Source organism: Pantoea sp. JK, assembly GCF_026130245.1.
Lineage (GTDB): Bacteria > Pseudomonadota > Gammaproteobacteria > Enterobacterales > Enterobacteriaceae > Pantoea > Pantoea trifolii.
In genome coordinates this window covers 59584-73285 of record NZ_JAINFN010000009.1, presented here as the reverse complement: position 1 = coordinate 73285, position 13702 = coordinate 59584, and the positions used below count along the sequence as shown (strand labels likewise).

Annotated in this window: 14 protein-coding genes; 5 read left to right on the top strand and 9 right to left on the bottom strand. The window is 55.9% G+C overall.

What is annotated here, in order from left to right:
- Window positions 1–4: 4 nt before the first annotated feature.
- Window positions 5–1345, top strand: coding sequence for an LLM class flavin-dependent oxidoreductase (locus tag PanJK_RS18540; protein WP_265301869.1), 1341 nt, complete (start codon window positions 5–7; stop codon window positions 1343–1345).
- Between the two features lie 35 nt (window positions 1346–1380).
- Here PanJK_RS18540 and PanJK_RS18535 read toward each other — a convergent pair whose 3' ends face one another.
- Window positions 1381–2166 (bottom strand): phosphate/phosphite/phosphonate ABC transporter substrate-binding protein, encoded by a 786-nt coding sequence (locus tag PanJK_RS18535; protein WP_414858952.1) that lies wholly within the window; start codon window positions 2164–2166, stop codon window positions 1381–1383.
- On the bottom strand, window positions 2063–3130 hold the full coding sequence (locus PanJK_RS18530) for a fatty acid desaturase (protein ID WP_265301865.1): 1068 nt from the start codon (window positions 3128–3130) through the stop codon (window positions 2063–2065). The genes PanJK_RS18535 and PanJK_RS18530 overlap by 104 nt, the downstream gene beginning before the upstream one ends.
- Before the next feature lie 204 nt (window positions 3131–3334).
- Between PanJK_RS18530 and PanJK_RS18525 the strand changes: the two genes are divergently transcribed.
- A complete protein-coding gene (locus PanJK_RS18525; RefSeq protein ID WP_008104762.1) occupies window positions 3335–4357 on the top strand; it encodes an LLM class flavin-dependent oxidoreductase in 1023 nt (340 codons plus the stop codon).
- A gap of 72 nt (window positions 4358–4429) precedes the next feature.
- Here the strand turns inward: PanJK_RS18525 and PanJK_RS18520 are convergent, their stop codons facing one another.
- The 6 genes from PanJK_RS18520 to PanJK_RS18495 all read right to left on the bottom strand — a co-directional run bounded on the left by PanJK_RS18520 (window position 4430) and on the right by PanJK_RS18495 (window position 9246).
- Complete coding sequence (locus PanJK_RS18520; protein ID WP_265301861.1) at window positions 4430–5701, bottom strand: alanine racemase; 1272 nt, start codon at window positions 5699–5701, stop codon at window positions 4430–4432.
- Between the two features lie 11 nt (window positions 5702–5712).
- Entirely contained in the window at window positions 5713–6450 is a 738-nt protein-coding gene (locus tag PanJK_RS18515; protein ID WP_265301859.1) for an amino acid ABC transporter ATP-binding protein, read from the bottom strand.
- Window positions 6447–7091: an amino acid ABC transporter permease gene (locus PanJK_RS18510; protein WP_265301857.1), complete on the bottom strand. Its 645-nt coding sequence runs from the start codon at window positions 7089–7091 to the stop codon at window positions 6447–6449. Before PanJK_RS18510 ends, PanJK_RS18515 begins: the two co-directional genes overlap by 4 nt.
- Complete coding sequence (locus PanJK_RS18505) at window positions 7088–7825, bottom strand: amino acid ABC transporter permease (protein WP_008109154.1); 738 nt, start codon at window positions 7823–7825, stop codon at window positions 7088–7090. Before PanJK_RS18505 ends, PanJK_RS18510 begins: the two co-directional genes overlap by 4 nt.
- 50 nt (window positions 7826–7875) lie before the next feature.
- Window positions 7876–8712, bottom strand: coding sequence for a transporter substrate-binding domain-containing protein (locus PanJK_RS18500; RefSeq protein WP_256699014.1), 837 nt, complete (start codon window positions 8710–8712; stop codon window positions 7876–7878).
- A gap of 141 nt (window positions 8713–8853) precedes the next feature.
- Window positions 8854–9246, bottom strand: coding sequence for a RidA family protein (locus PanJK_RS18495; protein ID WP_008109150.1), 393 nt, complete (start codon window positions 9244–9246; stop codon window positions 8854–8856).
- Window positions 9247–9637: 391 nt separating this feature from the next.
- Between PanJK_RS18495 and PanJK_RS18490 the strand changes: the two genes are divergently transcribed.
- The 3 genes from PanJK_RS18490 (at window position 9638) to zigA (ending at window position 12992) form a co-directional block, all read left to right on the top strand.
- Window positions 9638–10390, top strand: coding sequence for an IclR family transcriptional regulator (locus PanJK_RS18490; protein WP_008109148.1), 753 nt, complete (start codon window positions 9638–9640; stop codon window positions 10388–10390).
- Between the two features lie 116 nt (window positions 10391–10506).
- Window positions 10507–11613, top strand: a complete 1107-nt coding sequence (locus PanJK_RS18485; RefSeq protein WP_265301852.1) for an ABC transporter substrate-binding protein — start codon at window positions 10507–10509, stop codon at window positions 11611–11613.
- Window positions 11614–11771: 158 nt separating this feature from the next.
- Entirely contained in the window at window positions 11772–12992 is a 1221-nt protein-coding gene (zigA, locus tag PanJK_RS18480) for a zinc metallochaperone GTPase ZigA (RefSeq protein ID WP_265301850.1), read from the top strand.
- Between the two features lie 34 nt (window positions 12993–13026).
- Here zigA and PanJK_RS18475 read toward each other — a convergent pair whose 3' ends face one another.
- On the bottom strand, window positions 13027–13695 hold the full coding sequence (locus PanJK_RS18475) for an O-methyltransferase (RefSeq protein WP_265301848.1): 669 nt from the start codon (window positions 13693–13695) through the stop codon (window positions 13027–13029).
- Window positions 13696–13702: the final 7 nt, after the last annotated feature.

The window sequence follows — 13702 nt, the reverse complement described above, 5'->3', positions numbered from 1 at the left end:
CAGAATGAGTCAGACACAACGCCAGCTGCGGCTGGGCGCGATTATTCAGGGCGTATCCGGCAACATGTCGGCATGGCGTCATCCCGATGCGGTGGCGGATGCCAGCATTAACATCGATTACGTGCTGGATTTGGCGCGTAAAGCCGAGCAGGCGAAGATCGATTTCCTGTTTGTCGCCGACGGTTTGTACATCACGCCGCAGTCGATTCCGCACTTTCTTAACCGCTTTGAGCCGATCACCTTGCTGTCGGCGCTGTCGCTGGTGACTAAAAAAATCGGTCTGGTCGCCACGCTTTCAACCTCCTACAGCGAGCCGTTTACCGTGGCGCGCCAGTTCGCCAGCCTCGACCATCTGAGCGGCGGTCGCGTTGGCTGGAACGTGGTGACCTCGCCGCTGGAAGGCTCGGCAAAAAATTTCTCGCGCAGCACGCATCCCGAGCATGACGAGCGCTATCGCGTCGCCAGCGAATATTTGCAGGTGGTGAAAGGGCTGTGGGATTCGTGGGAAGGCGATGCCTTTGTGCGCAATAAACAGAGCGGGGAATTCTTCGCCGCCGACAAGCTGCATACGCTGAATCATCAAGGACACTACTTCTCGGTGCAGGGACCGCTCAACGTCGGTCGCTCGCCGCAAGGCCGTCCGATTGTGTTTCAGGCGGGCGCTTCAGAAGCGGGCAAAGCCTTCGCTGCCGAAGCCGCCGATGCCATTTATACGCGCCAGGAAACGCTCGAGCAGGCGCGTGAGTTCCGTGAAGATGTGCGTCGCCGGCTGGTGGCGCGCGGGCGCGATGCCGATGATATTCGTGTGTTCCAGGGCATCAGCGTGATTATTGGTGAAACTGAGGAAGACGCCGAGCGCCGCTATCAGCAAACCGCCGAACTGGTGACCATCGATAAAGCGCTGGAGTATCTTGGCCGCTACTTCGAGCATCATGATTTCAGTCAGTACACGCTGGATGCCCCTTTCCCGGATATTGGCGAACTCGGCAGCAACAGCTTCCGCAGCACCACCGACAAGATTAAACAGAACGCCCGCGAACGGGGTTTAACGCTGCGTCAGGCGGCGCTGGAAGAAGCCACGCCGTGCCCGAGTTTCCTGGGTACGGCGGAGCAGGTAGCGGAAGGGCTGGCAAACTGGTTCCTGCAGGGCGCAACCGACGGCTTTATCGTGCGCGGCGGCACGCCAACCGCATTTGATGATTTCGTGGCGCAGGTGATTCCGCTGTTGCAGGCGCGGGGTATTTATCGCAAAGAGTATGAAGGCGAGACGCTGCGCGAGAACCTGGGATTGGACGAGCCGGCAAACCAGTTCGCGGTGCAGCGTAGTCGTGAGCAGGTAGCGTAATGTTGGCAAGGTCGCCATAAATGGCGACCATACGATTATAATGCCGTCACGCCGAGCGCGGCGGCGCGATCCTTCCACTCCCGTACCTCGTCATAAAACGCCCAATCGCTCACGCTGAACCCGCTGATCAAACTCTCCGCCAGCAGATCCTGATAACACTTATCGCGGGTTAGCTCGCTCAACGCACTGCGAAGTTTCTCAAGGGTTTTCGCATCGGTTTTGGCCGACGTAATTAGCGGCAGCGCGGCGCACAGCGGCGTTTCGCCGATAATCTCCAGCCCGGCCAGTTCCTCTGGATAATTGCGGCGCAGCAGCGCCCAGGTGATGCAATCAATCGCCGCGATATCTGCATCGCCCGCACGTAACGCCGTCAGCGACTGACGATGGCTGCCGCTGAAACGGGTTTCGCTGAAGAATTTCCCGTTCTGCGCCAGCGGGGCAATCACGTAGCGCAGCGCGTTAAAGCCGGAGTGCGAATCGTTGCTGTTGCACACCGCGCGCCGACCACAGAAATCGCTGACCGTCAGGTTCTCATCTTCGCGGCGTGCCACCAGCCAACTGCGATAGCGCATGCCGTCGCAGCCCTGCGCGCTGGAGTGAAAGGTGCCGACCAGCTGAACATCGGGTAGTAGTTCTACCAGCGGATAACCGCAGGTTTGGCTCAGCAGCAGTTGCTCATCGCGCCAGTGCGGCAGCAAATCCTGCGGCCAGCTAACTTCAGCTGGCACGCCGCGTTGTTGCAGCAGCGTCGTTAGCGCTGAGGTCAGGCCGATAGTCGCCTGATGATTGATGTCGTACATCGGTAACGAAAGCGTGGGCATCCTGTGCATCCTTTTGCGTACCCGGATGGGCATTAACCTCGACCGATTTGCGCCAGAAGCGGGTTATCCACTCGCCATAACCGGCGACGCGAAAACCGTGATTACGCTGATGATAGCCATCGCGATAGAGCAAATAGACTTTGCGTAATCCGTACCACGGCAAACCGGGCAGATCGTGATGTACAGAATGATAGTTGAGATTGAGGAACAGCAAGCGCCACGGCAGCGCGGCTTCGTTATTGACCGAGCGCGCCAGCGGTTCTTCTTCGGCGCGATGCTCGTAGAACGATCGTACTTTGGTCAGCATCAGCGCCGGATAACTCACCGTCAGCACGAACCACAGCGGCGAGAAGCCGTGCAGCGTCATCCAGTAAAACAGCCCGCTCAGCAAGCTGAGATGAATAGTCCACATCGCCATCGCCGGTGTATCGCGCTGGATAAAGGCATTCAGCAAGGTTTTGACGGTCGCGCCCATATCCAGCAGTGGGCCGATCAGCAAACGACCGGGAAAGGTGTTGCGCAGATGGATCACCTGCTGCTGCCACGGCTTGAGTTGCGCCCAGCGCTGCGGTGAAAGGTAGTAGGTTTCCGGATCTTCATCGGGATCGGTCAGCGTGTGATTGCGATGATGCGCCAGATGCGAATCGCGATATAAACCATATGGATACCACACCGCCAGCGGCAGCGTACCGAACAGCTGATTGAAACGGGGAAAACGCGTCGGGTGGCCGTGAATCATCTCGTGCTGCAGCGACATATACCAGGTGGTAAAAAGGATCAGCAGCAGCGTGCTCAAGGTTAATCCCAGCGTTTGCCAATAGACAACGCTGGCGAACCAGCCGCCGTACACCGCCACCATCAATAGCCACGTCGGCAATTCGCTGCGCCACAGCCAGCTGCGTGCCAGTTGATGCACCACCTCGCGCTGTTGCGCGCTGAGATAGGCGGATGTCCCTTTACTCATGGAGAAGCCGAACCTGTGAACAGTGATTAGGCCTCTGACGATGATTGAACACCGTGATGAACACAAAGAATCTCTTTTTCTTACTTATGCAAAAAAGTTGATGAAGCGCGCGAAATCTATTGGCTATCAGTCACCTCGTCTGTGGCGTAACCTTGCTGCATTGAAAACGTTTGAGCCTGCGTGGCTCACGAGGAGAATTTCAGCATGAAAAAAATTGGCTTCTTATCCTTTGGTCACTGGACCCCATCATCACAATCTGCCACCCGTTCGGCGCAGGACGTCCTGCTGCAATCAATTGATTTAGCGGTCGCGGCCGAAGAGTTGGGTGCCGATGGTGCCTACTTCCGCGTGCACCACTTTGCGCGTCAGTTGAGCTCGCCGTTCCCGCTCTTGGCGGCGGTGGGTGCGCGTACCAAAAAGATCGAAATTGGTACCGGCGTGATCGATATGCGTTACGAAAACCCGTTGTACATGGCGGAAGATGCCGGCGCGGCGGATCTGATTTCTAACGGTCGTCTGCAGCTCGGCCTGAGCCGTGGCTCACCAGAGCAAGTGATCGAAGGCTATCGCTACTTTGGTTTTGATCCGCAGAACGGCGAAAGCGATGCCGATATGGGCCGTCGTCATACCGAGGAATTGCTGGAAGTGCTTCGCGGTGAAGGTTTCGCGAAACCGAATCCGCAGCCGATGTTCCCGAATCCGCCGGGCTTGCTGCGTCTGGAGCCGTTCTCGGCTGGATTGCGTGAGCGTATCTGGTGGGGATCCGGTTCCAACGCAACATCCATCTGGGCAGCGCAGCAGGGCATGAACCTGCAAAGCTCGACCCTGAAAGATGATGAAACCGGCGAGCCGTTCCACGTGCAGCAGGCGAAGCAGATTCGTGCCTATCGTCAGGCATGGGAAGCGGCGGGCCATCAGCGTACGCCGCGTGTTTCGGTGAGCCGCAGCATCTTTGCGCTGACCAACGACACCGACCGCGCCTACTTTGGTCGCAGTGGCCAGGATCAGGATTCGGTGGGTTTCCTCGACGAGAAAACCCGCGCCATCTTTGGTCGCAGCTACGCCGCCGAGCCGGATCAGTTGATCAAACAGCTGGCGCAGGACGAAGGGATTGCTGAAGCGGATACGCTGCTGCTGACCATCCCGAACCAGTTAGGCGTGGATTACTGTGCGCACGTGATTGAGAGCATTTTGACCCACGTTGCACCGGAGTTGGGTTGGCGTTAAGTATAAGGTGCGCAGCAATGCGCACCGTTTGTCATGGGGTCGCCATTCATGGCGACCTGGTTCAAAAACCCATCAAAACGCTGTTTCCAGTGAATCTGTGACGCAATAATCATCATCCACCAGCGGCAGATAGCGCCATTTATCAAAGGCAGTACAGGGATGCGAAATACCGCAGCCGACCCAATCGCCTACCTGCAGTGGCTCATCCTCCGGCAATAACAAATAAGCGTGCTGATCGTTCACATCATCTATACGCAGATGCGTTGCGGTGCGCGGGGCGCTGCCATCGGCGTTGCGGATCCACAGCGGATTCGGCAGATCCTGATCGAAGGGTACGTCGCGGCGGCCAAAATCCACAAACGCCAATCCCGGCTCTGGACGCGATAACACGCGGCCCCAAATCTCCAGCGCGGCAGCAAAATGATGCGTCGCGCCCGGCTGGGCAAAGGGCGCGATGCGCGCATACAATCCGCTGTCGTGCGCCATATAAGCACCGGAACGGATCAGTGGCGTCATCGGCAACGGCAGTTGTGCTGCGGTGAAGCACGCCGTCACCACATCAAACCACGCACCGCCACCGGCGCTGAGGATAATGTGATCGCTGCTGAACAGCTGCTTTTCTGCCAGCAATTCAGCGGTAGCGATCATCATCTGGCAGTAATCCTTCACGCGTTGAATGCCGCTTTCATCACGGTTTGCACCCAGCGCACCTTCATAACCGGCCACGCCCACCAGCTTCAGCGCGGGGCAGCCGGCGATCGCTTCGGCAATCGCTACTGCGTCCTGCTGAGAACGACAGCCGGTGCGGCCACCGCTGACTGACATCTCCAGCAGCACCGAAATCTGGCTATCGCCGAGGTTCTGCGCCAACAGCTTCACGCCTTGCAGCGAATCGACATAACACAGGAAGCCGTGATCGGGATGTTGCTGTTGCCACTGCGCAATCCAGCGAATGCCCGCCGGATCGACCAGCTGATTGGCGAGAAACACATTGCGGATGCCGAACTGGCGCAGCGCACGTACTTGTGCGGGCGTGGCGGCACCCAAACCCCACGCGCCGCCTTCGGTAATAGCGCGGCGCAGAATGGCGGGCGACATCGAGGTTTTCCCGTGCGCGGCGAGCATCACGCCGTTTTCGCGGCAGAAGTCCGCCAGCTGGCGCAGGTTATTCTCCAGCGCCGACTGCTTCATAATCATCAGCGGAGAGAACACCTGATCGCTGCTGAGTACTGCGGTGCCGACAGCAAGCGGCGTATCACCAGCACCCGCAACCGATTTAAAACGTGGCGCGGTTTGCTGCGCATCCAGTAATCCATCCGCCTGCAGCGGAAAGCGAATCGACATAGATCCTCCTGTTAATGCTCAAGTACGCGTGATAAGAACTGCTGAGTGCGCGGGTTCTGCGGGTTGACGAAGATTTGCTCGGGCGAACCTTGTTCGGCAATTACGCCCTGATCCATAAACACCACGCGGTCAGCGGTTTTGCGCGCAAAGCCCATCTCATGCGTCACCACCACCATGGTCATGCCTTCACGCGCCAGGCTGCGCATCACTTCCATCACTTCGCCCACCAACTCGGGATCCAGCGCTGAGGTGGCTTCATCGAAAAACATGATTTTCGGTTCTACCGCCAGCGCACGGGCAATCGCCACCCGCTGCTGCTGACCACCGGAAAGCTGCGCCGGATAGTGATGCGCGCGCTCGGCGAGTCCGACACGCGTCAGTGCCGCCATGCCGCGTTTAGTGGCTTCGGCCTCCGACAGCTTTTGCGCTTTGATCAGCGCCAGCGTCACGTTGCCGAGCGCGGTTTTGTGCGGGAACAGGTTGAACTGCTGAAATACCATGCCAACGTGGCCGCAAATTTCACTGGCGCGTTTGCGTTGATGCAGCGGCACGTCGTTGACCCACACTTCTCCGCCGTCGGCCACTTCCAGCCCGCTCATGATACGCAACACAGTACTTTTGCCGGATCCGGACGCGCCAATCAGCACCAGCACTTCCCCCGGTGAAACATCAAGGCTGATCTCTTTCAGCACCTGGGTTGCGCCAAACGATTTGGTTATCCGGCTTAAGGTAATGGCGGATTTGCTCATGAGATTTGGCTCCTGGTTTGATGATGTTGAACCCAACGGGAAAGCGGGAAGCAGACAGCGAAGTAGAGCAGGGCGACCAGGCCGTAAACAATGACCGGTTGACCGATGCGATCGACAATTGCCTGGCCTTGATGCATCAGTTCGGACATGCCGATCATGCTGACGATCGAGGTGTCTTTGATCAGGGAAAGATACTGGCCCGCCAGCGGGGGCAATACGATGCCGCGCGTTTGCGGCAGGATCACGCTCATAAAAGTCTGGCGTTTGGACAGGCCCAAAATCCATGATACTTCCCACTGGCCTTTCGGCACCGCTTCGATACCGGCGCGGAACACCTCGGCGATATACGCGCCCTGATAGATGCTCAGACCCAGAATACCGGCGGCAAACAGGTTGATGTCGTAGCCGAAATAGGCCACGCCGAAGTAAATGAACATCAGCGTGATCAGCACCGGCGTGCCGCGAAACAGTTCGGTGTAGATCACTGCAACCTGCTTCAGCACCGGCAAGCGGCTGGTACGCAACACTGCCGCCAGCAAGCCCAGCAGCGTGCTGCCAATAATCGCAGCCACCGACAGCAGCAGCGTTATACCGAGCCCTTTCAGCAGAATCGGTAACGAATTGATGATTAACTCGTTCATAGTGCGTTCTCCCGCTTCACTGGATTAGTCAGCCATTTTCTTGCCCACCACCAGGCGGACTTTTTTATCGGGGTCACCAGCGGCGGGTGGAACATGCGCCGTCCTGCAATCGTGCCCAGCCAGGAGAACAGGTTGCTCAGCACCAGATACACCAAGGCCACCACGCTAAAGGTCTGGATATACAGCAGCGTACGCGCGTTGATCACCGTGGCGGTGCCGGTTAACTCAGGCAGCGCAATCGCTGACAGCAAAGAAGTGCCGAGCAGCAGTTGAATCAGGTTGTTGATAATGGCGGGCCACACCGCGCGCGCCGCTTGCGGCAGCACCACGGTGAGAAACACCTGACGACGCGGAATGCCAAGCACCCATGCGGCTTCAAGCTGGCCTTTCGGCACCGATTGAATCCCCGCGCGGAAGGTTTCGGACAGGTACGCACCAACGTTAATCCCCAGCGCCAGCACACCCGCCGTAAAGGCGCTCATGGTGATGCCGAGCGACGGCAGACCAAAGAAGATGATGAAGATCTGCAGCAGCACCGGCGTGTTGCGAATGAACTCAACGTAGCAGTGACTGATCCAGCGCAGCGGGGCCAGCGGCGATGCTTTCGCCAGCGCCGAGAGCAAACCGAGCGCCACCGCCAGCGCAAACGCCAGCAACGTCACCTGCAAGGTGAGCCACGCGGCGTCAAGAAAAGTGTCGGCGTAGCGCCACAGGGTTAGCCATTGATAACTCATGGTTCTGCTCCTTCGGGCGGCGCAGCATCTGCTGCCGCGCCGCGTGGGGATCAATATTGCGGATTCAGCGGGTAACGCGGTTTGTTGCCGAACCATTTCTGATACAGCTGGGCGTTTTCGCCGGAGGCGTTAATTTCAAACAGGAATTCGTTGAGGTAGTTGATCCAGGCCTGATCGCCCTGTTTCACGCCGAAGGCGTTGTATTCCAGCGGCACCAGCGCTTCGTTGGTCACGGTTAACGTTGGGTCAAGCTTGGCCTGATAGGCGAGGAAGTTGTTATCCTCGATCATCGCATCGGCCTGGCCCTGTTTCACCGCGAGGATGGCCGCTTGCGATGAGTCGTACTCCTGGATTTTTACGTCGATGCCCAGATTGCGCACTTCATCGCCGTTAGTAGAGCCTTTCACCGTGGCGATGGTTTTGCCGCCCATATCGTGTGCGGACTGAATGCCGCTATTTTTACGCACCAGCATCGCTTCACTCGCCACCACATACGGGTTGGTGAAGCCGATCTCTTTGGCGCGTTCCAGATTGCGGGTGAAGTTACAGAACACCACATCCACTTTATTGGTTTGCAGGTTAGGAATGCGGTTGGCGCTGGTGGTGTTGACCATTTCCAGCTTCACGCCCATCTCTTTGGCCAGCGCTTTGGCGAGATCAACATCGTAGCCATCCGGGTTACCGTCTTTATCGTAAAACCCAAACGGCGCAAAGCTCAGGCAGTCACCGACGCGCAGCGTGCCGCGTTGCAATACAGTTTGCAGCGCTGACTGCGGCGCGGCACCCGCCTCTTTTTTCTCTTCGGTTGGCGTACAGCCCGCCAGCGTCAGTAATACCAGCGCGCCGGCTAGCGCGTTGAGACTCACTTTTAGCGATGTTGTCTTCATTGTTATGCTCTCTTTAGAAATTTTGACGAGACGGTGTAATACCGTTATTTCACAGCAAAATAGAAAGGCATCAATTAATAACAGGCTGTCCTGGTGTGGGCGGAGAAAGTAAAATTCGCCAGCCTGTTTTAACCGTAATGTTTATTTACGATCGGCGCGGAAGCATTTCATATCGACTTCGACTTTGCAGTCGACCACTAAATCCTGCACGCTACAAATACGTGCCGGAGGATTTCCGCTGAATATCTCACTGAATACTTTATTAAATGAACTGAAATAACGCGCGTCGGTTAATACCGCCGTGACATGCACCACATCTTCCACGCGATAACCGGCTTCGCGCATGATGGTGAGACAGTTTTCGAACGCCAGCTGCGTCTGTTCAATGATACCGCCTTCCACCACTTCGCCGTCGCGCATCGGCGTCTGGCCGGAGATGTAGAGCCAGCCATCGGCTTCCACCGCGCGGGCAAACGGCAGTTTCTGCCCGCCGGTACCGGTTCCGCCTTCGACGCCATAACGTTTAATCGTCATCCGTTCCTGCTCCTGTTGCAGCGAAAAGCTGCTTACCATGCTGTCTGATATACCAGACTGCTATCTGCAATACTGGATAGGGCAAGATTTGCACAGGAATTTTTCTTTTGCAATATGTGCACCGCTATTTAATTTTTTGTGATGTCGTCCGGATCGCAAAATAAATTTAAGTTGAGTGCTTATTTAAATTGGAGTGTGATCGCTATCGTAGTTTTATAAAAGTTCAGTGAGCGTAATGCGCCATAATGAGGCATCAAAATTGATCGGGTTAATAAATGGCGGGCGATTAATATTTATTTAATCCGGGATGGGTAAAAGTTGGTGCGCGGTGTATCATGCCTCTCTTTCATTGCCTATGCCTTTTATAGCTATGCCACCAAGGAGTGAGTTTATGCCGGATGAAAAAACCTCGCGGGCGCGCGGCGTTGACCGGGTTATTGATATCTTTCGGCAGTTGCACAGCGCACGCCAACCGATGTCGATGCGCGCGTTGATTGATGCAACCGGCGCACCGCGTTCCAGCATCTATGAATTAGTCAGCCTGTTGAGTGAAGCCGGTTTGGTGGAATTGGATGCCGAGGGCGCGGTGTTCTTTGGCCGTGAGATGCACTATTACGGTGCGGATTATATGGCGCACAACGATCTGATCCGTCGGGCGCATCAGCTGATGGTGGAGATTGTGGCGCGCCACGGCGAAACCGTGCAGCTCTGTATGCTGGAAGGCAATAAATACACCGTGGTGCTCTCTGAGAGTAATGCGCATCCGTTCAAAATCACCTCCGATATCGGCGTGCGTGTGCCAATTACCTGGACCGCGACCGGCCGCTTGCTGCTGAGTAACTGGTCGGATAGTGCGATTCTGGATCTGATCCCGGAAGAGGATTATCGCCTCGCCAGCGGGCAGATTCTCGATAAGCAGGCATTTCTTGATGAAATTCATCACGCCGGAAAACTCGGTTATTGCATGACGGAAGGCTTATCTGAAAGCTTTACCTGCTGCATGGCGGCGCCGATCCGTTCGCGCAGCGGTCAGGCCGTGGCGGCAATCTGCTTTATGGTTAGTCGCGATACGCCGCAGGAACGCCGTCAGATGTTGCTGCAGGAACTGATCACCTCAGGACAAAAACTGTCTGATTTCACCTGACAGCGCCTTCGTAAAACTCCGTTACACCTGATTGAAGTGGCGTTTATTCTCGCCACTTAAGGTTGTGTTAAGGTAATTGATAATAATAACTATTCCTTTTACCACGGAGTTATGGGATGAAAACGCGCCTGTTTTTGGCAATGGGGTTACTGGCTTCAACGGCGGCTGCCGCCTCCACTTATCCGCTGACCGTCACCGATATGGACGGCAACACGCAAACCATCAATAAAGAGCCGCAGCACATCATTCTGCAGGATGGCCGCGACATTTTGACGCTGGCGCTGCTGGATCGCGACGACCCGTTTAAGCGTGTGGTGGCGTGGAATAATCTGCCGAAAAAGCAGGACACGCAAACCTGGGATGTGCTGAAAGCGCGCTGGCCGGAAGCGACGAAAATCGTCGATATGGGCTTTAGCGATCAGGGCCAGGTCAATCTCGAAAGCGTGCTGGCGCAAAAACCGGATTTGATGATTGCGCAATTGCGCGCCAAACCGGCGTTGCAACAATCGGGCGTGCTCACGACCCTGAATAATCTACATATTCCGGTGGTGTTCGTGGATTACGAACTGCATCCGGCGCAGAACACTGCACCAAGTGTTACGCTGCTCGGCAAAGTGCTGAACCGCGAAACCCAGGCCAAGGCTTACACTGATTTTTATCAGCAGAAATTCGCGCGCATCACCCAAGGTGTTGCAGAAGTGAAAAATAAGCCGACAGTGTTTATCGAACCGATCGCCGGGAATAGCGACAACTGCTGCTTCACGCACAGCCACAATGGTTGGGGCGGATTGGTGGAAGCGGTGGGCGGAAAAAATATCGGCTCTGAACTGCTGCCGGGCAACGCCGGATTTGTTGCGCTGGAAAAAATCATCGCCATGAAACCGGATGTTTACATCATGACCGGTTCGAAGCGTCCGAACGCCAATGTGCTGCCATTTGGTTATGGCGTGCAGCCGCAGGAAGTGAAAGCCACCTTCCAGACGCTGTTGAAACGCACTGGCCTGGCGCAGATTGAGCCAGTGAAGCAAGGCCGCGTATACGGCGTTTATCACCACTTCTACAACCATCCGTACAACATCATCGGCATGGAAATCCTGGCGAAAGATCTCTATCCGCAACAGTTTGCCGATCTGAAGCCGAACGCAGATTTCCGCACCATCGTTAAAAACTTCACCACGTTACCGGATAACGCGATCGATTTAAGTTACCCGAACAACCAGTAATAACGGGTTTTCTGTTACGCCCTAAGGTCGCCATTTATGGCGACCGATTCGCTCCATCAACATTCCTCAATGACAACGCTAATTGTTATGTTATAACATAACCAACACTATGCGTATGCCCATACGCCTTGTGAACGTTGTCATTCAAAGGAGTTGCTATGTCAGCATTAACCCAAAGCCATCATGATTTTAAAAAACTTCCCGTCACCGTGCTTTCTGGCTTTCTCGGCGCCGGTAAAACCACGCTGCTCAATCATATTCTTAATAACCGCGAAGGCCGTCGCGTGGCGGTGATCGTCAATGATATGTCGGAAGTGAATATCGATGCCGCGCTGGTGCGCGAGGGCGGGGCAGAGCTGTCGCGAACCGACGAAAAGCTGGTGGAAATGAGTAACGGCTGCATTTGCTGCACGCTGCGTGAAGATTTGCTGCTAGAGGTGAATCGCCTGGCAAAGGATGGCCGTTTCGATAACCTGGTGATCGAATCGACCGGCATTTCTGAACCGCTGCCGGTGGCGGAGACTTTCACTTTCGCCGATGAAGACGGGCAAAGTCTGTCTGAAGTCGCCTCGCTCGATACCATGGTGACGGTGGTCGATGGCTTTAACTTCCTGCGCGACTATGAATCGAACGAAAGCATTCAGTCGCGCGGAGAATCGTTGGGCGCTGAGGATGAGCGCACGGTGGTGGATTTGCTGGTCGATCAAATCGAGTTCTGCGATGTTATGATCCTCAACAAAACCGACCTGATTAACGAAACGGAAAAAGCGCGATTAATGGCGATTCTGACGTCGCTTAATCCGCGCGCCAACATCATCACCTCTGAATTCGGCAAAGTCGGGCTGGATCAGGTGCTCAATACCGGTTTGTTTAATTTTGATGCCGCCGCACAGGCGCCCGGCTGGCTGCAGGAGTTGCGGGGTGAACACACGCCAGAAACGGAAGAATATGGCATTCGTAACTTCGTGTTCCGCGCACGTCGCCCGTTCCATCCGATGCGATTTTTCCAGCTGATTGAAAACGAGATGCGCGGCGTGGTGCGTTCTAAAGGCTACTTCTGGCTCGCCAGCCGTCCGCGCCATGCCGGTTCATGGTCGCAGGCGGGCGGCGTGTCGCGCCAGGGTTTAGCCGGGATGTGGTGGGCCAGCGTGCCCAAAGATCGCTGGCCGGAAGATGCGGAAAACCTTGGCTACATTTTAGAGAATTGGGTTGACGGTAGCGGCGACGCGCGTCAGGAACTGGTGTTTATCGGCATCGACATGGATGAAGTCGCGCTGCGTAACACACTGGAACAGGCGCTGTTAACCGATGAGGAGATGGCGCTCGGTCCCGATAATTGGGCAGAATTCCCCGATCCCTTCCAGCCATGGTTTAATTAATTCGTAGGGTCGCCATTAATAGCGACCTCCTCAATTACGCTGCTCCCAACCACATCGAAACCTCAACCCCATCATTAAACGGCAGTGACATAAACCCTCGGCTGTCGTGCACTAACGCCAGATATTCCGGGCTGAAGTCGGCATCGTCGGCAACAATTAGCGCGCCAGGACGCAAAAACGGCTGCACCAGCGTCACAATCTCTGGGTAAATCGCTTTTGCGCCGTCGAGCACCAGCATATCGATGGTGGCTGGTAAATCGCGGCTTAGTGTCTGCAACGCATCGCCAACGCGCACCTCAATCAAATCGCTGACGCCGGCATCGGCGAAATGGTTACGGGCTAGCGCCACTTTCCCCGGCTCAAATTCGCAGGTGATGATGTTGCCGCCACCGTTATCGCGCACCGCCGCCGCCAGATGCAGCGTGGAAATGCCGAACGAGGTACCAAACTCAACAATGGTTTTGGCATGGCTGCTGCGTGCCAGCATATACAGCAACTTGCCGGTTTCACGCGAGACCGCCAGCGGGACTTCCTTTAAATGTCCGTAAAGTTCCAGATAATCGGTTTTACTGTGCAGCAGGCGATGTTGTTCGGCGTCAGACATGGTTCTGAACGCATCGTTGGTTGGATGCGCCATATTATCGGCCAGCTCAAACAGGTAATTCAGCAGCGGCGCCAGTGGCGCAGAAGTTAAGGTGTTCATGTTGTTC